Below are 22,842 nucleotides of genomic sequence, written 5' to 3' on the forward strand. Positions count from 1 at the left end.
GCCTGTCACGGCGAGGTCGCGGCGGCACCGGTATAACCGGAACGACACGCACTGCAGGATCCTGTCATGGCCGATTTCCCCGACCGCAGCCACTGGCAGGCGCTGGCCGGCCAGCTCTCCATTCCCGGCCAGGCCTTCATCGCGGGCCGCTACGTGGATGCCGCCAGCGGTGCCCGCTTCGACTGCGTCAGCCCGATCGACGGCCGCGTGCTTGGCACCGTCGCCGACTGCGACGCGCAGGACGTGGAGCGTGCCGTGCAGGCGGCACGGCGCGCCTTCGAGGCCGGCGACTGGTCGCAGGTGAGCCCAGCGCAACGCAAGCGCGTGCTGTTGGCATTGGCGGCACTGGTGGAAGCGCATGCCGACGAACTGGCCCTGCTGGAAACGCTGGACATGGGCAAGCCGGTGCGCGATGCACGGCGCATCGACCTGCCGGGCGTGGTGCGTTGCCTGGCCTGGACCGCAGAGGCGGTGGACAAGCTGTACGGAGAGATCGCACCGACCGGCCCCCAGGAGCTGGGCCTGGTCACGCGTGAGCCTGCGGGTGTGGTCGGCGCCATCGTGCCGTGGAACTTCCCGTTGCTGATGGCCTGCTGGAAGATCGCGCCGGCGCTGGCCATGGGCAATTCGGTGATCCTCAAGCCTTCCGAGCGCTCGCCGCTGACGGCGTTGCGGCTGGCAGCGCTGGCCAGCGAGGCCGGTCTGCCTGATGGCGTGCTCAACGTTCTGCCGGGCGATGGTGCCCGCGTGGGCGAGCCGCTGGCGCTGCACAGGGATGTCGACGTGCTGGCCTTCACCGGCTCCACCGCCACCGGCGCCAAGCTGCTCGAGCATGCCGGGCGCTCCAATCTGAAGCGGGTCTGGCTGGAGTGCGGCGGCAAGAGCCCGCATATCGTGTTTGCCGATGCGCCCGACCTGGAGCGGGCGGCCAAGGGGGTGGCGCAGGGCATCTTCTTCAACCAGGGAGAAGTCTGCACCGCCGGCTCGCGGCTGCTGGTGCAGCGTTCGATCCGCGAGGAGTTCGTGCATCGGGTGATCGCCCATGGCCAGCGCATGCAGCCGCGTCACCCGTTGGAGGCCGACGCACCGATGGGTGCCCTCGTCGATGCCGCGCATGTGGACAAGGTACTGGCGGACATCGCCATGGCCGAAGCTGACGGAGCGCGCCTGCTGCTGGGGGGACGCCGCGCCGAGGTGGAAGCAGGCGGCTGCTACGTGCAGCCGACCGTGTTCGACCAGGTCCGGCCGGAACAGGCCCTGGCGCGCGAGGAGGTGTTCGGTCCGGTGCTGGCGGTGCTGGGTTTCGACGACGAGGCCGAAGCGGTGCGCCTGGCCAATGACAGCCGCTACGGCCTGGCGGCGGGCGTGTGGACGCGGGACCTGGGCCGGGCACACCGGGTTGCGCGGCAGCTGCGCGCGGGCAGCGTCTGGGTCAACGGCTGGGACGGCGGTGACATGACCGCCCCCTTCGGGGGCTACAAGCAGTCCGGCAATGGGCGCGACAAATCACTGCATGCCTTCGACAAGTACAGCGAGATCAAGGCCACCTGGATCCAGCTGTAGCAGCGGGCCGCGCCCCGAAGGGAGCGGCGGCACCACCGCCCTGAACACATCGCATCGCGTGTGATTGCATCCGTGTCGGCTGAAACCATCGTCACGCCTGCCGGGTCATGCGTGGCAGAATCGGACGATCCGGATTGCCTGCCTTGCCGATGTCGACGATCACCGCTGCCGCGTCACCCGTGAATTCCCCTCGCCGTGTACTGCTGGCCAGCCTGATCGGCACGACCATCGAGTTCTTCGACTTCTACATCTACGCCACCGCCGCGGTGCTGGTGTTCCCGCATCTGTTCTTTCCGGAAAGCAGTGACCAGGCCGCGCTGCTGCAATCCCTGGCCACGTTCGCCGTGGCGTTCATCGCGCGGCCGGTGGGTTCGGCGGTATTCGGCCACTTCGGCGACCGCATCGGCCGCAAGGCCACCCTGGTCGCGGCATTGCTCACCATGGGACTGTCGACTGTCGCAATCGGCCTGCTGCCGACCCATGCGCAGATCGGGCTGTGGGCTCCGGCGCTGCTGGCGCTGTGCCGGTTCGGCCAGGGGCTGGGGCTGGGCGGCGAGTGGGGCGGGGCGGTGCTGCTGGCAACCGAGAACGCACCACCGGGCAAGCGCGCGTGGTACGGCATGTTCCCGCAGCTGGGCGCGCCGCTCGGTTTCCTGCTGTCGGCAGGCATCTTCCTGGTGCTGGGCCGAAGCATGGGGCAGGACGACTTCCTGCAGTGGGGCTGGCGTATTCCGTTCGTGGCCAGCGCATTGCTGGTCGGGCTGGGCCTGTGGGTGCGCCTGAACATCCATGAGACGCCGGACTTCCAGAAGGCACTGGAACGCAGAGCGCCGGTGCGGCTGCCGATGTGGACGGTGCTGCGCGACCATCCCGTGCCGATGCTGCTGGGTACGCTGGGCGCATTCGCCACCTTCGTGCTGTTCTATCTGATGACGGTATTCAGCCTGGGCCATGGCACGGCGGTACTCGGTTACAGCCGCGAGCAGTTCCTGCTGATGCAGATGGCCGCCATGCTGTTCTTCGCGCTGGGCATCCCGCTGTCGGCGCGCTACGGCGACCGTTGGGGCACCCGCCGGACGATGATCGTCGCCAGCGTGCTGATCCTGGGCTTCGGCCTGCTGTTTGCGCCGTTGTTCCAGCCCGGCAGCCCGTGGCTGGTGCTGGGCTTCCTGTGCCTGGGTCTGTTCCTGATGGGCCTGACCTATGGCCCCTGCGGCACATTCCTGGCCGAGATCTATCCGGTGGAGGTGCGCTATACCGGCGCATCGCTGTCGTTCAATCTGGCCGGCATTCTCGGCGCGGCACCCGCCCCGTACCTGGCGACCTGGCTGGCCGAGCGCTTCGGCCTCGTCGCGGTCGGCTACTACCTGTGCCTGACCGCGATTGCGACGTTGGCCGCACTGGTGGCACTGCAGCGTCGCGTGCGCTGATCAGCCGAAGATCCGCTTGAGCGTGCGGCCCAGCCAGCCCCCGCCCTGGTGTTCACGGGTGAACTGGTTCAGATGTGACTTGACCTGTTCGGCGTAGGCCTGGTCGTCACCGCGGATGTGGTTGAACAGCCAGCGCGAGAGCATCGTGCGCAGCTCGTCGCTGATGTCCTCGCCGGCCTGGAACCGCAGCCGGTACTCGGCCACGCGCTTGATGAAGACCTCATGCACGCGCTTGTGGGCAGCGCAGAACGGATAGCCGGCTTCCTCCATCAGCTCTTCTTCGAACGCGAAGTGCGACATGGTGTAATCAACCACCTCGTCGATCACTTCGCCGACAGCCGCACGCTGCATGCTGGCCTGGGCCACATGCAGGTGATTGAGCATCTCGATGATGCGGCGGTGTTGTTGGTCGATCACATCGATGCCGATGTTCAGATCGTCCTGCCAGACCAGTAATGCCATCCCCGGCTCCCCTTCATGCGTGATGTCGGGGCCGACTGTAGGGCTGCTGCCGGCAGGCAGCGTTGATCTGGATCAAAGCGGATCGATCAGGGCAGGGCGGGTTCGCGTGGGCGCAGTGGGCTGCCCATGGTGGTGCAGCTGACCCGGTTGCGGCCACCGGCCTTGGCCAGGTACAGCTGACGGTCGGCCTCGGAAATCAGGCGATGCAGCGCATCGCGTTGCGGGCGGAGGCAGCACAGGCCGATGCTGACGGTCATGCGCAGTGTGGCGGTGCCGATATCCACTTCCAGCGCCGCGATGCGCTGGCGGAGTTCCTCGAAGTAGAGCATTGCCTCGTCCTGCTCCATGTCCGGCACCAGCAGGCAGAACTCCTCGCCGCCGAAGCGCGCGATCAAGTCCTGGCTGCGCGCATGCACGGCCACCGCCCCGGCCACGGCACGCAGGGCGTCATCGCCGGCCTCATGGCCGTGCGTATCGTTGATGTGCTTGAAGTGATCGATATCGATCATCGCCACCGCCACGCTCTGGCCATGGGTCTGCAGCTGGGGCAGCTGGCGCTGGCTCTGTTCCAGGAAGCAGCGGCGGTTGGGCAGGCCGGTCAGGAAGTCCCGGGTGGCCAGATCCTGCAGGGTGCCGATCAGCTCCAGCTGGTCCACGTTCTGCGACACGCGGCAGAAGAATTCCTCGCGCGAGAAGGGCTTGCGCAGGAAGTCGTTGGCGCCGTTCTTCAGGAAGCGCGGAATCAGTGATGCGTCGGTATTGCCGGAAATGCCGATCACCGCCACCTTGTCGCGCGAGCGCAGGGTGCGCAGGCGGCGGGTGAATTCCACGCCCTGCATGCCGGGCATCTCCTGGTCGACCACCGCAAGCCGGATCGCAGGATGGGCCTCGATCGCCGCCAGGCCTTCATTGCCATCGGCAGCCTCGTACACTTCGTGGCCGTACATGCGCAGCAGCGCGGCCGCATAGCCGCGTGCCGAGGGCGAATCGTCCACCACCAGCGCGGCGATGCGACGGTTGCGTTCCAGGCGCTGCACCAGCCACACCAGATAGTCGATGCTGCCGGGCGTGTTCTTCAGGACGTAGTCGATGATCTGCTGCTGCAGCACGCGCTTGCGCAGATCCTCGTCATACACGCCACTGACCACCACGGTGGGCAGATCGCGTTTCAGGAAGAATTCGACCACCGCGTCCCTGTCGCCATCGGCCAGAACCAGGCCGGTCAGGACCAGGAACCAGCCGCCGCCCTCATTGAGCAGGCGGTCGGCCTCGGCCAGGGTGGAGGCGACCACGACGGGCAGCTCCAGGCGCTGTTCGATCGCCTCGCGCAGCATGCCGGTGAAGGCACGGGAGTTTTCGACCAGCAGGATCCGCTGCGGAAGCGGATCGGCGAGGTCGCCATCGACGGCGGCCTGCGGCAGGACGGGCATGATGCGGAGGCTCACGTCAGGGAAGTCTTGGCACGGGTAGCGGCGGTTTCGGCCGTAACTTTAGTGGTGAGTGGTCCTGGGTCGCTGCATGCCCCTTGTTCCGGCCGCTGACAGCGGCGCGCTGTGGCACGCGTACTGCGGGTACCCACCGAGCGATGCGGCCTTCGTGCCAGCGGTTCGGGCGGACACCATTATCCAGAGCGTGACGGATGCATCATCGGAGCCAGGGGACATATAGTGCATGCTGCATGCCCGAACCATGAGCTTTGTCACGGGAGATCTGTTCACAACCGACCTCTCCGACATATCTCGACGGGTTTCGGCGTGCTCAATACTTCATTAATCGAGGAGGCAATAGTGAGAATCGCAGTTATCGCGGTAACGGTGGGGATGGTCGTGGCGGCGTACCTGCCAATGCCAGCCCTGGCACAGTCGGATGATCATGGCACCCATATGAGCCAAGCAGGATTGGGGCAGGCGTATCCGGCGACGGTCAACCTGAGCCAGGATCCCAACTGGCTGGTCTATGGCTTCCAGCGTGACGGCATCAGCTATTTCCAGGTGAACGACCTTGCCGGTCGCGTGCAACTCATCGTTGGCAATGCAGATGGCACTTTCTGGATTCTCCCGGCCGGAGAAACGCAGGTCCCGGTTTCGCTCCCCGGTCAGCCGTCCCCGGTTCCGGCCAAGGCAGTGCGGTCAGTGGTCTATCGCGGCAGCAATTTCGTGCTGGTGCGTTACAGCGCCGGATCAGGTGCGCTCTGGGCCATCGAGGGCCGTTAAGCATCGATCAGCGGGGGGCCTGCGTCGCCTGCTGATCGTTGTCCTTGCTGTGACCTGTCACCACCCGGCTGCTTAACCAGTGGTCAGGCCTGCGCTTGTCGTCCGTCCCAGACAGCAGGCGAGTGGCCCGATTCCATGGAGACGTCATCAGCGGATTCGCGCCTGGTGGTTGCTGCCGATTCCATCAGTATCATGATCAGGCGATTGTTCCTGCAATGGAATGATCCGCCAAAAGCCAGCGTCCGCCCTGCCAATCTGTCATTGGCCAGCGCTGAGGTTGCGGCGGATAGCGCGCTGTGCCGGTCGAGCAGCGACACTGTCATGACAATCCCACGCTGCTCTCGCTTCCGGAAGCAGCGTGCACGCACGACGAGCTGACCGGGCTCACATTTCAGCAGCAGCGATACAGCATCTATGAGCGTCCGATACGCTGCCAGCTGCAGATCCAGGCTGAGCTGGCACGGGTCGCCTGCAAGCTGGAGGTCGGCTACACGATGGGTGTCGGCCCAAGCCGAGCGAACACCGCCTGCTTGCAGTGCTACGTACAGCCCCAATTGTTCCAGAGCTGCGGGATAGACCATGCTGGCCTGTTCACGGAACAGGCGGGAATGCACGTTCGCGGTGTGGGTCAGGCTGCTGGCGATCGCTGAATGGCCCTGCGTGTTCAGCCAGTTGATGACCTCGGAAAGCGAAAGATCGATGCCGTCGCCAAGCTTTCGCAGATGGATTGCACGTTCACGAAGATCCGACTCGCTCGCCATATGCGAGCTGCGTGCCAGACTGATGGCGTTCTTTTCGCCTACTTCGCGAAGCCGATAGCTTCGATGGTAGTGGCTGATGCGGGAGCCGAGCAGAAGCAGGGCGACGCCGGTGATTGCCATCACTTGTTGCGTTGTGAAGGTCGACGCGTCAAAAGCAGCTGCATAAGGCTTCGGGGTTGTCAGCCCGATGATCAGGTTCAATGCCGGTACGCCGATGGCGGCACCGCGCCAGCCGTGCAGGCAGGTAAGCGCAATGGCCGGCAGGCCCATCAGCAGCTGCAGTGATGTCCTGAGCCCGCCTGCATCCGGCGGGATCAGTGCGGCAGTGACACCGAGCAAGATCATGACCGACAGCGCAACCGCTGTTGGCCCGAAAGTGCCGGTCTTCCAGCTCATTCCGGCCTTGCGCCTGGCCCATAGAAGTGCAAGGGGCGCTACGGTAAGAATGGCAATGAAGTCACCAACGCTGAAGCGCACCGCACGAGTGAGGAACGCGATTGCCGAATCAGCAGGCGGCGTGGGCCAGAGCAACTGCGAGAAGCCGACATTGAGCAGTGTGACCACGATGGAGGACAACAGGGCGATCATCAACAAGCGGGCATTTGCCGAGCTTGTCATCAGCCTCCGGCAGACATGGGTGATCAACATCACCGCAGGCATGAGCAGCGCTGATGCGAGGATGGCCCAAGCCATACCGTACTTATCCACCATCGGATATCGCATCTGCGCGAAGTAGGAATATTCCCCGAGCAGCAGATAAGGCCAGAGCCGTGGTGGACAGAGCAGAACCGCAGCTACGCGTACTCCAGCGGGAAGATAGAACTGGTCGAGCGAAAGCTGCCGTGTCGCCCAGCAGGTGAGCCCATACAGAAGGGCAAGCGCAAGCCCCGCTGGGCGGATACGCATTTTCAGTTGCAGACCTTCATTCCACCAGTTCAATCGCACTTCCCCTCAGTACGTTCCCTGTCAGCATCCATTCGTCGCGGGACCCGGTCAAAACGACGGTATCGGCATGCGCTCGATTATGCAATTGATATCGAAGTCTCCACCTTGTGTGAAGGAGATATCACGATTTCGGTGCTCAATATGTGATGTATCGCAGATCCAATGGATGACACGTCACTAACTGGCGCAATTGGCCCGCTACCACAACGCATCCCGCAGCCTGTACCACGACATCGCAGCCACCAGCAGCGGCATGCGCAGCAGGCGCCCGCCCGGGAACGGCGCGTGCTTCAGGCGCTGGAACACGTCGAGGCGCTCGCTCTGGCCAGCGATTGCCGCGGCGATCACGTCACCCGCAAGGCCGGCTGCCGCCACGCCGTGGCCGGAGAATCCCTGCGCGAAGTACAGATTGCCGTCCAGTCGTCCCCAATGCGGGGCGCGGTTGCGGGTGATGTCGACATAGCCACCCCAGACCTGATCGAGAGCGACGTCGGCCAGCTGCGGAAAAACCGCGTGCATGCGTCGCTGCATCACTCCGCGCAGCCCGGGCGGCGGTAGCGCCGAGTAGCTGGCGCGGCCCCCGAACAGCAGACGGTGGTCGTGGCTCAGGCGGAAATAGTCCAGCGCCCAGGCAGTGTCTGCTACTGCCATGTCATTACGGATCAGGGCGCGGGCCCGTTCTGGGCCGAGGCACGCACTGGCACCGATATAGGTGCCTACCGGCATGATGCGGTGCTCCAGCGCTGGCAGCAGGCCCTGCAGCCAAGCATTGCCGGCGATCACCAGATGCGCGGCGCTGACGCTGCCTTGCGCGGTGTGCAGGGCCGGGCGGGGCCCGCGCTGCACGCGGGTAACCGCAGAGTTCTCATGGATGACCACCCCGGCCGCGCGCGCTGCGTCGGCCAGGCCGCGCGCATACGCCAGGGGGTGCAGGTGCGCGCTGAGTGGATCGAACATGGCCGCGCGATAGCGCGGGCTGTCCAGCTGCCCACGCAGTGTCTGCCGGTCCCACCACTGCATCGGGTAATCGTAATGCTGTTGCAGGTGCTCGCAGTGGGCACGCAGCTCGCGCTCGTGGCGGGCACGGATGGCGACGCTGGCGTGGCCCTCACGCCAATGGCAGTCGATGCCGTAGCGGTCGATGCGGGTGCGCATGGCCTGCACGGCGTCACGTGACCAGTCGAACAGATGGCGGGCATCGTCCCGGCCCAGCTGCCGTTCCAGTTCGTCCACCTCGCAGCCATAGCCCACCAGCGCCTGGCCACCGTTGCGACCGGACGCGCCCCAGCCGATCCGGTGGGCGTCCAGCAGGACCACGTGCTGGCCGCGTGAGGCCAGTTCCAGCGCCGCCGTCAGGCCCGTGTAGCCTGCACCGAGCACTGCGACATCGGCCTGCATGTCGCCCTGCAACGGAGGCAGGGCGGCCGGCTCCGGCAGGCTGGCGGCATACCAGCTGGCTGGAAAGGCGGACGTCACTGCGGGCCTCGCGGGCGCAGGGTGGGAAGACGGGGCGGAGGAGGTTGATCGGCGTTCACGCCCCCAGTTTCGCCGATCCCCGGCCGCTCGCGCGTGATGGCGACGACTTGCCGCACTCGCGGACCTGCGGGTAACGTGTCTGCACGCCAAGGAGTTTTCCCATGCGTCGCCTGCCCTGGGTGGGCCTGCCCACCGACAGTACGGTGCTTGGCCATCATCGCTTCGCGGTGGCCGGCGAGAAGTATGTCCGCGCCCTGGCCGAGGCGGCGGAGGTCACGCCGCTGGTGCTGCCCAGCCTGCAGCCGCCGCTGCCGGCGCGCGATTGGTTGCAAGGCCTCGACGGTCTGCTGCTGACCGGTGCGGTCAGCAACATCGAGCCGCAGCATTACGACGGTGGCCGCAGCTGGCCCGGCAATGCGCATGATCCTGCGCGCGATGCCAATGCCTTCGCACTGCTGGACGAGGCGTTGGCGATGGACCTGCCGGTGCTGGCGATCTGCCGTGGTTTCCAGGAATTGAACGTCGCCCTGGGAGGCAGCCTGCATCCACAGGTCCATCGGGTACCCGGGCTGGCCGATCATCGCGAAGATCCGCAGGCGCCCGTGGACGTGCAGTACGGGCCGTCCCACGCGGTCACACTGGTGGCGGATGGGTGGCTGGCGGACTGGCACGGCGAGGGGAGGGTGCAGGTCAATTCGGTGCACGGCCAGGGCATTGCCCGCCTGGCCAGCGGCCTGCAGGTCGAGGCCCGCGCCGATGACGGGCTGGTCGAGGCGGCACGCAGCCCGCGCCACCGCTTCGTGCTCGGCGTACAGTGGCACCCGGAGTGGCGCGTCATGCAGGCGCCGTTCTATCACGCTATTTTCCGTGCGTTCGGCCAAGCTTGCCGGCAGCATCAACAGAACCAACTGGATTCCCGATGAGTTCCCGAACGCGCCCGCGCAAGACGGCAACGCCCCCCGCACCGCAGGAGAGCAGCCTGCTGCGCTGGCTGAAGGAGCGGCGTATCACCGAAGTCGAATGCCTGGTACCCGACATCACCGGCAACGCGCGCGGCAAGATCATTCCCGCCGACAAGTTCTCGCACGACTATGGTACCCGCCTGCCCGAGGGCATCTTCGCGACGACGGTGACCGGCGAGTTTCCGGATGACTACTACGAACTGACCTCGCCGTCGGACTCGGACATGATGCTGCGCCCGGATCCGGACACCGTGCGCATGGTGCCGTGGGCCGCCGATGCCACCGCGCAGATCATCCATGACTGCTACACCAAGAATGGCGAGCCGCATGAGCTGGCGCCGCGCAATGTGCTGCGTCGCGTGCTGGCGGCCTACGCCGAGCTGGGTCTGCGCCCGGTGGTGGCGCCGGAACTGGAGTTCTTCCTGGTGCAGAAGAACACCGACCCGGATTTCCCGCTGCTGCCGCCTGCCGGCCGCTCCGGTCGCCCGGAAACAGCGCGGCAGTCGTATTCGATCGATGCGGTCAACGAGTTCGACCCCATCCTCGACCTGATGTACGACTACGCCGATGCCATGAAGCTGGACGTGGACACGCTGATCCACGAATCCGGCGCGGCACAGCTGGAAGTCAACTTCACCCACGCCGATGCGATGGATCTGGCCGACCAGGTTTTCCTGTTCAAGCGCACCATGCGCGAGGCGGCGATGCGCCACGGCGTGTACGCCACTTTCCTGGCCAAGCCGATGGAGAACGAACCGGGCAGCGCCATGCACATCCACCAGAGCCTGGTGCGGGTGAGCGATGGCAGCAACGTGTTCGCCGGTGAGACCGATGCCGAAGGCGAGTTCAGCCCGGTGTTCGGCCATTATCTTGGGGGGCTGCAGAAGTATGCGCCGCAGGCGATGGCGTTCTTCGCGCCGAACGTCAATTCCTATCGCCGGCTGGTGTTCGGCGAGGTGTCGCCGAGCAACGTGCACTGGGGCTTCGACAACCGCACCTGCGGCCTGCGCGTGCCGCTGGATACACCGGAGAACATGCGGGTGGAGAGCCGATTCGCGGGCTCCGACGCCAATCCCTACCTGGCGATGGCCGCCACCCTGGCCTGTGGCCTGCTCGGCATCCGCGAGCGGCTGGCGCCGGACGCGCCGGTCACCGGCAGCGCCAAGGAGCTGGGCTACAACCTGCCGCGCTCGCTGGGCGAAGCGCTGGACGGGCTTGAGCGCTGCGGCGAACTGCAGGCGCTGCTGGGCGAGCGCTTCTGCCGGGCCTACATCTCGGTCAAGCGCAAGGAGTACGAGACCTTCTTCCGTGTCATCAGCTCGTGGGAGCGCGAGTTCCTGCTGCTGAACGTGTGAAAGCGTGGAATAGAAAAATCCGCCGCCGGGGGGTAGGCTGGCATCCGTCGCCGGCCCGAGCCGGCCCCCCTCCCCGCATTCTGGAGCACCCGATGAAGCTGCGTATCCTCACGCTCGGCCTGGCCTCCGCCATGCTCGCCGCCTGTGGCGGTGGCAACGGTGGCAGTCAGGACAGCCAGGTCCTGAACGTCTACAACTACAGCGATTACATTGCCGAGGACACCATCCCGACCTTCGAGAAGGAAACCGGGATCAAGGTGACCTACGACGTGTTCGACAGCGATGAGATGGTCGAGACCAAGCTGCTGGCCGGCAACAGCGGCTACGACGTGGTGGTGCCGACGCTGAACTTCTTCGGCCGGCAGATCCAGGCGGGCGTGTTCCTGCCGCTGGACAAGAGCAAGATCCCGAACCTGGCCAATCTGGACCCGGCGGTGATGAAGCGCATCGCCACCCAGGATCCGGACAACCGCTACGGCGTGCCGTACATGGTCGGCACCACCGGCATCGGCTACAACGTGGACATGCTGAAGGAGCGTTTCGGCGGCAGCACCGACATCGCCAACAGCTGGGACCTGGTGTTCAAGCCGGAGAACATCAGCAAGATGAAAGACTGCGGCGTGACCATCCTGGACACGCCGGCTGACATGATCCCGATCGCACTGCACTATCTGGGCCTGGACCCGCACAGCGGCGATCCGGCCGAGCTGCAGAAGGCGGCCGACCTGTTGAAGTCGATCCGCCCGTACGTGCAGAACTTCCACTCCTCGCAGTACGTCGGTTCGCTGGCCAACGGCGGCACCTGCCTGGTGGTCGGCTGGTCGGGCGACATCATCCAGGCCCGCGACCGTGCCGAGGAGGCCAGCAACGGCGTGCATGTCGCCTATTCGATTCCGAAGGAAGGCGCACCGCAGTGGTTCGACATGCTGGCGATCCCGAAGGACGCCAAGCATCCGGAAGCCGCTTACAAGTTCATCAATTACCTGCTGGAGCCGAAGGTCGCTGCGGCCAATACCAACTTCATCCACTACGCCAACCCGGTGCCGACCGCGACCCCGCTGGTGGACGAGGCGATCCGTACCGACCCGACCATCTACCCGCCGGCCGATGTGGCCGCGAAGATGTTCACCTATTCGATCAACACCCCGGAGACGGACAAGCTGTACACCCGTCTGTGGACCGAGGTGAAGACCGGCAGGTAGTACCGGCCGCTGGCCGGCAAACCGGCTCAGGCAGCGCTGCGGCACCGCTCAAGGTGCCGCAGGATGTCCGGTAGCAGGTCGCGTGCATCACGGCCTCCGTTGCACAGGAACGACGAACTCATCCGCTGCAGGTTGTGCATGCCGATGAAGAACAGTCCTGGCTCGGGTGACACCCCGAACTCGCCCCGCGGATAACCATGCGCATCCAGCGCGCCGTCCACGGCCAGCCATGGCCATTCGGCGACAAAGCCGGTGGCCAGCACCACCGACCGGATGCCTGCGCTCTGCAGGTCCAGGAAGGAGGGCGACGACGGCAGCTCCCAGTCCAGGTAGACCTCCTCGGGAATGTAGCGGGCGTCGTCCGTGCGCGGTTCCGGTCGCGTGGCGTAGTACGCACTGGCCAGCCCGTCGAGGTAGGCGAACTCGGCCCGCGTGGCGTCGATTGCACGGCGCAGTTGCGGCTGTACGTCGGCGAAGCTGCACGCATGACCGCTCAGCTGCTGCAGGCGCCCGAGCAGCGTGATGCCGTCGCGGTGCATGCTCATCAGACTGATCGAGCTGCCACGGCCACCATTGCCCTTGCCGGATATCAACGGAAATTCCGCTGTCCTGGCCTTCCGCAGCGCATCGGGTTCGCCAGCGAGCACGCCGGCCGATTCGCTCACATGCTGATGGATACGCCCGGCCATGTCCCACCAGAGCATCGAGTCCTTGCCACGCAGGCGGCGCGTATGTGATGGACGGTCGGCCAGTGACCAGTAGACCCTTCGCCCGCTGGCATGCAGGTCCTGGGCGATCTGCGCGCCCGACTGCCCCCCACCGATCACCAGCACCGCGCCTTCGGCCAGCTGGCCGGCATTGCGGTACTGGCCCGAATGCAGCACGGTGAGCGTTGCGCTGGGTGCGAAGGGAACCCGCGGCATGCGGGCCCGGCGATACTCCCCGGTGGCCACCACCACCGACCGCGCGTGGATGCGGCCCTGGTCGGTGGTGACCGCATAGCCGCCCGCAGCGGGAGCGACCCGCTGGACCGTGCAGCCTTCCTTCACCGGCAGCGCGCGCGCCTGTGCGTAGCCGGCAAGCATGTCGATGACGTCCGGAGCGGTCATGAAGCCCTCCGGATCGTCGCCGGCATAAGCGTGATCATGCAGCGCCATGGTCATGTTGGCGGTGTTGACCTGGAAGGCGTCCCAGCGCCGTCGCCAGCTGGCACCCACGTGTTCCGATTCCAGCACCAGATGCTCGACGCCGGCCTCCTGCAGGACCGCGCTTGTTGACAGTCCGGCCTGACCGGCCCCGATGACGACGACGTCCAAGGGGCGCAAGGGTGATGCAGCAGTGTGGGCAGCAGGTGCGGGCATGGAGAGGGCAGATCCTTTGGCGGATGGCCACGATTCCGCCGCGCTGGTGGGCATCGGTCAATGATTGCGACTCCAAAAAGCGTTGCAGATACCTGTACGGCTGCTGTGGTGCGGGTCTGGCGGTCATGGCGGCATGCCTTGCAGCGTCCGGGTGCAGGACTATCGCGACATGCGCCGCGCGCAGATCCGCGCAGGGCAGGGCGCGGGAGGCACTTTCACTCCGCGTCCGCACGTCCTCCCCTACCGTCCCGTATGGCACGACCACCGCCACGACGAGACAATGACCGACCACCCCTCGCGCACCGATGCCCCCACCGACGAAGCCCCCTCCACCCACGAGGACAAGCCTTCGCCGCTGAAGAACCCCAAGGTCCGCTGGACGCTGGCCATCATCGGCGTCGTCGTGGTCATCGCCCTGGTTGCCTGGCTGATCTACCACCTGCTGGTCGGCCGCTACCTGCAGGACACCAACAACGCCTATCTGCAGGCCGACGCTGTCGCGGTCGCTCCGCGCATCAACGGTTACGTCACCGAAGTGCTGGTGCAGGACAACCAGTGGGTCAAGGCCGGCGAACCGCTGCTGCGCATCGACCCGCGTACCTACCGTGCCACGCTGGACCAGGCCGAGGCCGTGATCGCCGTGCGCGAAGCCGACATCGCCGCTGCTGCCGCTGGGGTGCAGGGCCAGCAGTCCAGCCTGCTGCAGGCACGGACCCAGCTCACCGCGGCCGCCGCCTCGCTGCGTTTCGGCCGGTCAGAGCTGGCGCGCTTCACCCCGCTGGCGGCCAGTGGTGCCGACACCCATGAACACGTTGAAAGCCTGCGCCACGATGTCGAGCGCGCCCAGGCCCAGTACGACGCGGCCAAGGCACAGATCCAGGGCGCGCAGAGCCAGATCGAAGCCAGCCAGGCCCAGCTCGAGCAGGCCCAGGCCGGACTGAAACAGGCGCAGGCCGACGCTGCGCAGGCCAGAGTGGCGTTTGAGGACACCGAGCTGCGCGCGCGCATCGATGGCCGTGTCGGCAACAAGACCGTGCAGGTCGGCCAGTTTGTTGCTGCCGGTACCCGCACCATGACCATCGTGCCGGTTGCTTCGCTGTACCTCGTCGCCAATTTCAAGGAAACCCAGGTGGGCCTGATGCGCGCCGGCCAGGCGGCCGAAATCAAGGTCGATGCGTTGCCAGGCACCCCATTGCGCGGCACGGTGGAGAGCATTTCGCCGGGTACCGGCTCGCAGTTCGCGCTGCTGCCGCCACAGAACGCCACCGGCAACTTCACCAAGGTCGTGCAGCGCGTGCCGGTGCGCATCCGGGTGGACGCAGGTGCCGAAGCACGCAAGGTGCTGGTGCCGGGCATGTCGGTGGAAGTGACCGTCGATACCCGCAATGCAAAGGATGCGCGCGAGCGCACCCAGGACGAGGCCGAGGCCATGGCCGCGCCGGCGCGATGAACGCCACCCGTGCCCATGCAGCACCTGTCGCCGGAGGCAAGGCGGATGCTGCGGCCTGGCTGGCCGTGGCGGCCGGCACCATCGGTTCGTTCATGGCTACGCTGGACATCTCCATCGTCAACGCTGCGTTGCCCACCATTCAGGGCGAAGTGGGTGCCAGCGGCACCGAAGGCACCTGGATCTCCACAGCCTTCCTTGTCTCGGAAATCGTGATGATTCCGCTGACCGGCTGGTTCGTGCGCACGCTGGGCCTGCGCACTTTCCTGCTGATCTGCGCCACGCTGTTCACTGCGTTCTCGGTGATGTGCGGCCTGGCCGATTCGTTGCCGATGATGATCGCCGGACGGGTAGGGCAGGGTTTTGCCGGTGGTGCGCTGATCCCGACCGCGCTGACCATCGTCGGCACGCGGCTGCCGCCGAAGCAGCAGCCTCTGGGCACGGCGCTGTTCGGCATGACCGTCATCCTGGGCCCGGTGATCGGCCCCTTGCTGGGCGGCTGGTTGACCGAGAACGTCAGCTGGCACTACGCGTTCTTCATCAACGTGCCGATCTGCGCCGGCCTGGTTGCCCTGCTGCTGCTCGGCCTTCCGCATGAAACGTCTGATTGGGGTGGGCTGCTGCGCGCAGACTGGCTGGGCATCGTCGGCATGACCGCCGGCCTGTCCGCGCTTACCGTGGTGCTGGAAGACGGCCAGCGCGAGCGCTGGTTCGAATCGACGATGATCGTGGTTCTCAGTATCGTCTCGGTGCTGGGCTTCGCGCTGCTCGCGCTTTCGCAGTTCACCAGCAAGGCGCCGGTCATCCGCCTCAACATCCTGTTCCAGCGCAGTTTCGGCGCAGTGTTCGTGATGGTGATGGCGGTGGGCATGATCCTGTTCGGGGTCATGTACATGATCCCGCAGTTCCTGGCGATCATCGCCGGCTACAACACCGAGCAGGCCGGCTATGTGCTGCTGCTGGCCGGCCTGCCGACCATCCTGCTGATGCCGTTGATGCCGAAGATGCTGGAAACGGTCGACGTACGCATCATGGTGTTCGGCGGCATGCTGTGCTTCGCCGCTGCCTGCTTCGTCAATCTGGGGCTGACTCCGGACAGCATCGGCCCGCACTTCGTCATAGGCCAGCTGCTGCAGGGCTGTGGGCTGGCGCTGGCAATGATGGCGCTGAACCAGGCGGCCATCACCTCGGTGCCGCGCGAGTACACCAGCGATGCGTCCGGCCTGTTCAACGCCGCGCGCAATCTCGGCGGCTCGATCGGGCTGGCCATCATTTCCACTTTCCAGGAACGCCGCACCACCCTGCACATCGATGCGATCGGCAGCAGCGTTACCGCAAACTCGACCATCGCACAGGACGCGCTGCATGCCTACGGCCAGCAGCTGGGCGACGCCACCCAGGCGATGGCCGTGCTGGCGCAGACGGTGCAGATGCAGGCGATGGTGATGGCCTACAACGACCTGTTCTGGATCTTCGGCCTGATCGTGGTGGCCACCCTGCCGCTGGTCTTCCTGCTCAAGCCCCTGCCCAAGGGCGTTCCATTGGCGATGCACTGATGACTTCGACGACCTTGCCCGTTTCCCTCCTTCTGCGCCGGCTGTGCCCGGCCACCCTGCCGCTGCTGCTGGCGGGTTGCATGGTGGGGCCGGATTACGTGAAACCGGACGTGGCCACGGTCGCTACCGCGCAGGCGCAGCTCCCACGCGCGGCGCAGGCCGGCGTGCAGCCCGCCAGCCCGCCCAGCCAGTGGTGGCGCGCGCTCAACGATCCGCTGCTGGACCAGCTGGTGGACGAAGCGCTGCGCAACAGCCCCAACCTGCGCGCCGCCCAGGCCAAGCTGCTGGCCTCGCGCGCGCTGCAGCGACAGCGCCGCGCCGAGCAGCTGCCCAGCGTGGGCGCGGCGGCGGGCTACGCCAACATCAAGGCACCGGATTCGCTGGAAAACAGCGTGCGCGGTCTGGGCGAGAACATCGCCGGCGTGGCCGAGGCCAACGGCCGTCCGCAGGAGGCGGCGCAGCTGCGCCAGCAGTTCGCCGATATCGATCTGGACACCGAGCTGTACGTGGCCGGCTTCGACGCCAGTTGGGAACTGGACCTGTTCGGCCGCCGACGCCGCGCGGCCGAGCAGGCCGCCGCCGAAGCCGAGGCCAACGCCGCAGCACTGGCCGATGCGCAGGTGCAGCTTGCCGCGGAACTGACCCAGGTCTACCTCGGCTACCGCAGCAGCCGCGAGCGTATCGCCCTGGCCGAGCACAACCTCCGAGCCGCCGATGAAAGCCTGCAGCTGACCCGTCAGCGCCGCCAACGCGGTGCGGATTCGGACCTGCAGGTGGAGCGCGCGCAGGCCCAGCTGCAACAGCAGCAGGCTGCGCTGCCGCCGCTACAGGCACAGGCCGACGAAGCCCGGGATGTGCTGGCCCTGATGGTAGGCCGCGAGCCGGGGGCGCTGGATGCGCGGTTGGCGGCAGACCAGCCGCTGCCGCTGCTGCCGGCCAGCGTCCCGGTGGACGATGCGGGCGCGTTGATCCAGCGCCGGCCGGATGTGCGCAAGGCTGAGCGCGAGCTGGCGGCATCCTCGGCGCAGATCGGCCAGGCGATCTCGGCGTATTTTCCGCAGGTGACCCTGCTGGGCAGCATCGGCGCGGGCGCCACCTCGGTTTCCGACCTGGGGCGGGATTCAGCCGCCACCATCGTCGCCCCGTTCCTGCGCTGGTCGCTGTTCGACTTCGGCGTGAACAAGGCCCGTGTGGCCCAGGCTCGGGCCGGCAATGAGGCCCGGTTGGCGGCCTACGAGGGCACGGTGCTGGCTGCACTGCAGGATGCCAACACCGCGTTGGCGCGCTTCGGTGCGGCCCGGCAGCAACTGCAGGCCAGTGTCCGCGCCGAGGCTTCGGCGGACCGTTCGCTGGCGTTGATGAGCCAGCGTCGACAGGCGGGTGCCACCTCGCAGATCGATCTGCTGGAGGTGCAGCGCCAGCGGCTGCAGGCGCAGGATGCCGTCGCCCAGGCGCGGCTGCAGTTGCTGGTGCGGTACGTGGCGCTGCAGAAGAGCCTGGGGCTGGGCTGGCAGGAGGCGCCGCCGGTGGCAGTTCGCTGATCTTCTCCGCCGGGCATGGCCCGGCGCTACCAGAGCCAGGCCATTTCCGGGTATGGCCGGGCGCTACCGGAGCCAGGCGATGCGGGTAGCGCCGGGCCATGCCCGGCGGGCAACGGCCGCCCGCCATACCCCGTCATACCGTCATCGCCCCCTGGCCGGTAGAATGGCGCCCGCTGTCCACCGCCCGCTCCCGGAGCCCCCATGCCCGTTGAAGCCCAGCCGGAAGCCGCCGCCGTTGATACGGTGAGTGCGCCCGGCTATCTCTCCATTCGTGACCTGCGCAAGGAATTCGACGGTTTCGTCGCCGTCGACGACGTCAATCTGGATGTGCGCAAGGGCGAGATCTTTGCCCTGCTGGGCGGCTCCGGCAGCGGCAAATCCACCCTGCTGCGCTGCCTGGGCGGCTTCGAGACACCCACCAAGGGCAGTATCACCCTTGATGGGCAGCGTCTGGACGCGTTGCCGCCCTATCAGCGGCCGGTCAACATGATGTTCCAGTCCTACGCCCTGTTCCCACACATGACGGTCGAGCAGAACATCGCGTTCGGCCTCAAGCAGGACGGGCTGGGCAAGGATGCGATCGGCAGGCGCGTCGGCGAAATGCTGGAGCTGGTGCAGATGGGCCACCTTGGCAAGCGCAAGCCGCATCAGCTGTCTGGCGGACAGCAGCAGCGCGTGGCGCTGGCACGCTCGCTGGCCAAGGGCCCCAAGCTGCTGCTGCTGGATGAGCCGATGGGTGCACTGGACAAGAAGCTGCGCTCGCAGATGCAGCTGGAACTGGTCAGCATCATCGAATCGTCGGGCGTGACCTGCGTGATGGTCACCCACGACCAGGAAGAAGCGATGACCATGGCCACCCGCATCGCGGTGATGGATGCGGGCTGGATCCAGCAGGTCGGCAAGCCGGACGAAGTGTACGAGCAGCCGGCCAACCGGTTCGTCGCCGAGTTCATCGGCTCGGTGAACCTGTTCGACGGCGTGATCGACGAGGACCTGCCGGAGTATGTGACCGTACGATCGCCGCTGTTCCCGGCGCCGATCTACATCGCCCATGGCATCACTGGATATGAAGGGCAGCCGGTCGCATTCGCGCTGCGCCCGGAAAAGGTGATGATCGGCAAGGACGAGCCGGAAGGGCACACCAACAAGGCACAGGGTGTGATCGAGGACATCGCCTACTTCGGCAGTCACTCGGTCTACCACGTGCGCCTTCCCAGTGGAGCCAAGGTGCTGGCCAACTTCGCCAATTCGCAGCGCTGGGCCAGCGATGGCCTGACCTGGGGTGACAGCGTGTGGGTGCACTGGCGCGACAATGACGGCGTGGTGCTGACCTCATGAGTGTCGCCGGGCTGAAGCGCTGGCTGCCGGGACTGCGCGCCACGGTGATCGGTGTTCCGTATCTGTGGCTGCTGCTGTTCTTCGCAGTGCCCTTCCTGATCGTGTTGATGATCAGCTTCTCGCACAGCCGAGTCGGCTCGCCGCCGTACACCTGGCTGCTGCAGTACGTCGACGGCGGGTTCTCGCTCAAGCTCAACCTCGAAAACTATCTGGCGCTGTTCCGCGATTCGATCTACGCCCAGGCGTTCCTGAGTTCCATCAAGATCGCAGCGATCTCCACCATCCTGACGCTGCTGATCGGCTACCCGATGGCCTATGCCATCGCCCGGCTGTCGCCGGCGGCGCGCAACGTGGCGATGATGCTGGTGGTGTTGCCGTCGTGGACCTCGTTCCTGATCCGCGTGTACGCGTGGAAGGCGATCCTGGACCGCAACGGCCTGCTCGACCAGTTCCTGCAGTTCACCGGTCTGCAGACGCTGATGACCAGCATGGGGCTGCCCAGGCTGCAGCTGATCGATACGCCGACCGCGGCCTATATCGGTATCGTCTACTGCTATCTGCCGTTCATGGTGCTGCCGCTGTACGCCAACCTGGTCAAGCATGACCACCGCCTGCTGGAGGCGGCCTACGATCTCGGTGCGAAGCCGTGGCAGGCCTTCCTGCGCATCACCCTGCCGCTGTCCAGGGCCGGCATCATCGCCGGCTGCATGCTGGTGATGATTCCGGCGGTCGGCGAGTTCGTCATCCCTGAGATGCTCGGCGGATCGGAGACGTTGATGGTTGGCCGGCAGCTGTGGAACGAGTTCTTCAACAACCGCAACTGGCCGGGCGCCTCGGCGATGGCGGTGGCGATGATCCTGCTGCTGCTGGTGCCGATCCTGCTGTTCAACCGTTCCCAGCAGCGCCTGCTGGAAGGGAAGCAGGCATGAGCCCGCGTACCGCCAAGGGCCTGGGTCTGGGCGTGCTGCTGCTCGGCTTCGCCTTCCTGTACCTGCCGATCCTGCTGTTGATGTTCTATTCGTTCAACAGTTCGCGGCTGGCGATGGTGTGGGCGGGCTTCTCCACCCGTGCCTACAGCGATCTGTTCGCCGACCGTGCACTGATGGACGCGATGTGGACCAGCCTGGTGGTGGCGTTCTGGACCGCATGCACCGCCACGGTGCTCGGTACGCTGGCGGCCATGGTGATGACCCGATTCAAGCGCTTCCGCGGCAAGCCGCTGTTCGGCGCGCTGGTCACCGCGCCGTTGGTGATGCCGGACGTGATCCTGGGTTTCTCGCTGATGGCGCTGCTGGCCTCGATGGGGGCCATTCCGGGCTTCCCGGCGCGTGGACTGGCGACCATCTGGATCGCCCACGTCACCTTCACCCTGTGCTTCGTCACCGTGGTGGTGTCTTCGCGCCTGCAGGAAATGGACCTGTCGCTGGAAGAAGCGGCGATGGACCTGGGGGCCAGCCGGCTGACCGTGTTCACCCGCATCACGCTGCCGATCATCGCCCCGGCACTGGTGGCGGGCTGGCTGCTGGCCTTCACGCTGTCGCTGGATGACGTGGTGGTGGCCAGCTTCGTCGCCACGCCGGGCTCGACAACACTGCCGATGAAGGTCTTCGCCTCGGTCCGCATGGGTATCAGCCCGAAGATCAATGCGCTGGCCACGCTGCTGGTATCGGCGGTGTCGATCGCGGCGGTGATCGGCTGGTACATCAACGCGCGCGCCGAGAAGCGGCGCCAGCGCGACCTGCAGCTGGCCCGGCAGGACAACGGCTGATCCGGCAACGCGCGGCTCACGGGCAAGGGCGCACACTGGGGATCTGCCTGAAGGAGATCCCCCATGACTGTCGAGATCATCGATCCCACCACCGGCCAGGTGACCTACCGCCATGAACTGATGGGCGCTGCCGACGTCGAGCAGCGCCTGCAGGCCGCTGCCGACGCATTCCCGGGCTGGGCCGCACGTTCGCTGCAGGAGCGGGGTGCCGTCCTGCGAGGGATCGCCGCGCAGCTGCGCACGCGGCGTGACGAGCTGCAGCAGGCGATGACGCACGAGATGGGCAAGCTGAAGGCCGAGGCATTGGCCGAGGTCGACAAATGCGCGGCGGCCTGCGAGTACTACGCCGATCACGCCGCCGACTACCTCAAGCCCCAGCTGATCGATACCGAGGCACAGCGCAGCTACGTGCGCTACGAGCCGATCGGCTGCGTGTTCGCGGTGATGCCATGGAACTTCCCGGTCTGGCAGGTGTTCCGCTTCCTTGCGCCTGCCTTCATGGCCGGCAACGTGGCGCTGCTCAAGCACGCCAGCAACGTGCCCCAGTGTGCGGACCTGATCCTGGCGGTGTGCCGCGACGGTGGCCTGCCGGCCGGTGTGTTCGACGTTCTGCACATCGACAACGACCAGGCAGCCGAGGTGCTGCGCGATGCGCGGGTGAAGGCGGTGACGCTGACCGGCAGCGAACGCGCCGGGCGTTCGATCGCGTCCAATGCGGGCAGCCAGCTGAAGAAGTCGGTGATGGAGCTGGGGGGCAGTGACGCCTTCGTGGTGCTGGACGATGCCGACCTCGACAAGACCGTGGCGGCCGCAGTGAAGTCACGCTTCGACAACAGTGGGCAGACCTGTATCGCTGCCAAGCGCTTCATCGTGGTGGAGCGCGTGGCGGATGAATTCACCCGCCGCTTCGTCGAGGCGGCTGGTCAGCGCCGGTATGGCGACCCCAGCGAGCGCGAGACCACGCTGGCACCGATGGCCCGCGCGGACCTGCGCGACGAGCTGCACAAGCAGGTGCAGGCGAGTGTGGCCAAGGGGGCGCGGGTGCTGCTGGGCGGCGAGCCGATCGCGGGCACGCATGCCGGCTATCCGGCCACCGTGCTGGACCAGGTCGGGCCGGGCATGCCCGCCTACGACGAGGAACTGTTTGGGCCGGTGGCTGCGGTGATCCGGGTCAAGGATGAAGAGGAAGCGCTGCGCGTGGCCAACGACACCCGCTTCGGGCTGGGCGGCAGTGTCTGGACCGGTGACCCGGTGCGTGGCGAGTCCTTCGCCCAGCGCATGGAATGCGGTGCGGCCTTCGTCAATGCCATCGTCAAGAGTGACGCGCGGCTGCCGTTCGGCGGCAGCAAACAGTCAGGCTTCGGCCGCGAACTGGCGGACCATGGCATCCATGAGTTCATGAACATCAAGACTGTCTACGTGGCCTGATGATGCATTCCGTGTGCCACGGTAAAGAAGCAGC

Annotated in this window: 18 protein-coding genes; 13 read left to right on the top strand and 5 right to left on the bottom strand. The window is 66.3% G+C overall.

Annotation, left to right across the window (positions count from 1 at the left end; all coding sequences use genetic code 11):
* Positions 1-66: 66 nt before the first annotated feature.
* Together ACZLIF_RS07430 and ACZLIF_RS07435 are read left to right on the top strand one after the other, a co-directional pair.
* Entirely contained in the window at positions 67-1,563 is a 1,497-nt protein-coding gene (locus tag ACZLIF_RS07430) for an aldehyde dehydrogenase (RefSeq protein WP_128987863.1), read from the top strand.
* 149 nt (positions 1,564-1,712) lie between these two features.
* Positions 1,713-2,993 (top strand): MFS transporter, encoded by a 1,281-nt coding sequence (locus tag ACZLIF_RS07435; RefSeq protein ID WP_128987864.1) that lies wholly within the window; start codon positions 1,713-1,715, stop codon positions 2,991-2,993.
* Here ACZLIF_RS07435 and ACZLIF_RS07440 read toward each other — a convergent pair whose 3' ends face one another.
* Both ACZLIF_RS07440 and ACZLIF_RS07445 read right to left on the bottom strand, forming a co-directional pair.
* Entirely contained in the window at positions 2,994-3,455 is a 462-nt protein-coding gene (locus ACZLIF_RS07440; RefSeq protein WP_053516564.1) for a bacteriohemerythrin, read from the bottom strand. It lies immediately after the preceding gene.
* 86 nt (positions 3,456-3,541) lie between these two features.
* Complete coding sequence (locus tag ACZLIF_RS07445; protein ID WP_065176205.1) at positions 3,542-4,885, bottom strand: diguanylate cyclase; 1,344 nt, start codon at positions 4,883-4,885, stop codon at positions 3,542-3,544.
* 324 nt (positions 4,886-5,209) lie between these two features.
* On the opposite strand from ACZLIF_RS07445, the gene ACZLIF_RS07450 reads away from it, so the two are divergent.
* Positions 5,210-5,668: a hypothetical protein gene (locus tag ACZLIF_RS07450; RefSeq protein ID WP_241685927.1), complete on the top strand. Its 459-nt coding sequence runs from the start codon at positions 5,210-5,212 to the stop codon at positions 5,666-5,668.
* 83 nt (positions 5,669-5,751) lie between these two features.
* On the opposite strand, the gene ACZLIF_RS07455 is transcribed toward ACZLIF_RS07450, so the two are convergent.
* Positions 5,752-7,374, bottom strand: a complete 1,623-nt coding sequence (locus ACZLIF_RS07455; RefSeq protein ID WP_128987865.1) for an MASE1 domain-containing protein — start codon at positions 7,372-7,374, stop codon at positions 5,752-5,754.
* A 198-nt stretch (positions 7,375-7,572) separates the two neighbouring features.
* Positions 7,573-8,850, bottom strand: coding sequence for an NAD(P)/FAD-dependent oxidoreductase (locus ACZLIF_RS07460; RefSeq protein ID WP_128987866.1), 1,278 nt, complete (start codon positions 8,848-8,850; stop codon positions 7,573-7,575).
* 161 nt (positions 8,851-9,011) lie between these two features.
* On the opposite strand from ACZLIF_RS07460, the gene ACZLIF_RS07465 reads away from it, so the two are divergent.
* From ACZLIF_RS07465 to ACZLIF_RS07475, 3 genes are all read left to right on the top strand, one after another.
* Positions 9,012-9,773, top strand: coding sequence for a gamma-glutamyl-gamma-aminobutyrate hydrolase family protein (locus ACZLIF_RS07465; RefSeq protein ID WP_065176208.1), 762 nt, complete (start codon positions 9,012-9,014; stop codon positions 9,771-9,773).
* On the top strand, positions 9,770-11,167 hold the full coding sequence (locus tag ACZLIF_RS07470; protein WP_065181214.1) for a glutamine synthetase family protein: 1,398 nt from the start codon (positions 9,770-9,772) through the stop codon (positions 11,165-11,167). The genes ACZLIF_RS07465 and ACZLIF_RS07470 overlap by 4 nt, the downstream gene beginning before the upstream one ends.
* Before the next feature lie 92 nt (positions 11,168-11,259).
* Entirely contained in the window at positions 11,260-12,369 is a 1,110-nt protein-coding gene (locus ACZLIF_RS07475; RefSeq protein ID WP_065176209.1) for a polyamine ABC transporter substrate-binding protein, read from the top strand.
* 26 nt (positions 12,370-12,395) lie between these two features.
* Here the strand turns inward: ACZLIF_RS07475 and ACZLIF_RS07480 are convergent, their stop codons facing one another.
* Positions 12,396-13,730, bottom strand: a complete 1,335-nt coding sequence (locus ACZLIF_RS07480; RefSeq protein ID WP_241685928.1) for a flavin-containing monooxygenase — start codon at positions 13,728-13,730, stop codon at positions 12,396-12,398.
* 280 nt (positions 13,731-14,010) lie between these two features.
* Between ACZLIF_RS07480 and ACZLIF_RS07485 the strand changes: the two genes are divergently transcribed.
* The 7 genes from ACZLIF_RS07485 (at position 14,011) to ACZLIF_RS07515 (ending at position 22,808) form a co-directional block, all read left to right on the top strand.
* Positions 14,011-15,180 carry an HlyD family secretion protein gene (locus tag ACZLIF_RS07485; protein WP_128987868.1) on the top strand — a complete coding sequence of 390 codons (1,170 nt, stop codon included), beginning with the start codon at positions 14,011-14,013 and terminating at the stop codon, positions 15,178-15,180.
* Entirely contained in the window at positions 15,177-16,733 is a 1,557-nt protein-coding gene (locus ACZLIF_RS07490; protein ID WP_053516574.1) for a DHA2 family efflux MFS transporter permease subunit, read from the top strand. Before ACZLIF_RS07485 ends, ACZLIF_RS07490 begins: the two co-directional genes overlap by 4 nt.
* Entirely contained in the window at positions 16,733-18,274 is a 1,542-nt protein-coding gene (locus ACZLIF_RS07495) for an efflux transporter outer membrane subunit (protein WP_128987869.1), read from the top strand. Before ACZLIF_RS07490 ends, ACZLIF_RS07495 begins: the two co-directional genes overlap by 1 nt.
* Before the next feature lie 201 nt (positions 18,275-18,475).
* Positions 18,476-19,612, top strand: a complete 1,137-nt coding sequence (locus ACZLIF_RS07500) for an ABC transporter ATP-binding protein (protein ID WP_065176213.1) — start codon at positions 18,476-18,478, stop codon at positions 19,610-19,612.
* The gene (locus ACZLIF_RS07505) at positions 19,609-20,541 is read left to right on the top strand and encodes an ABC transporter permease subunit (protein WP_128987870.1); all 933 of its coding nucleotides are present in this window, start codon (positions 19,609-19,611) and stop codon (positions 20,539-20,541) included. Before ACZLIF_RS07500 ends, ACZLIF_RS07505 begins: the two co-directional genes overlap by 4 nt.
* Entirely contained in the window at positions 20,538-21,380 is an 843-nt protein-coding gene (locus ACZLIF_RS07510) for an ABC transporter permease subunit (protein ID WP_005415928.1), read from the top strand. The genes ACZLIF_RS07505 and ACZLIF_RS07510 overlap by 4 nt, the downstream gene beginning before the upstream one ends.
* 120 nt (positions 21,381-21,500) lie before the next feature.
* Positions 21,501-22,808, top strand: coding sequence for an NAD-dependent succinate-semialdehyde dehydrogenase (locus ACZLIF_RS07515; RefSeq protein ID WP_478462622.1), 1,308 nt, complete (start codon positions 21,501-21,503; stop codon positions 22,806-22,808).
* The last annotated feature ends 34 nt before the right edge of the window (positions 22,809-22,842 follow it).

This window comes from Stenotrophomonas sp. 2201_Sma (assembly GCF_056486685.1).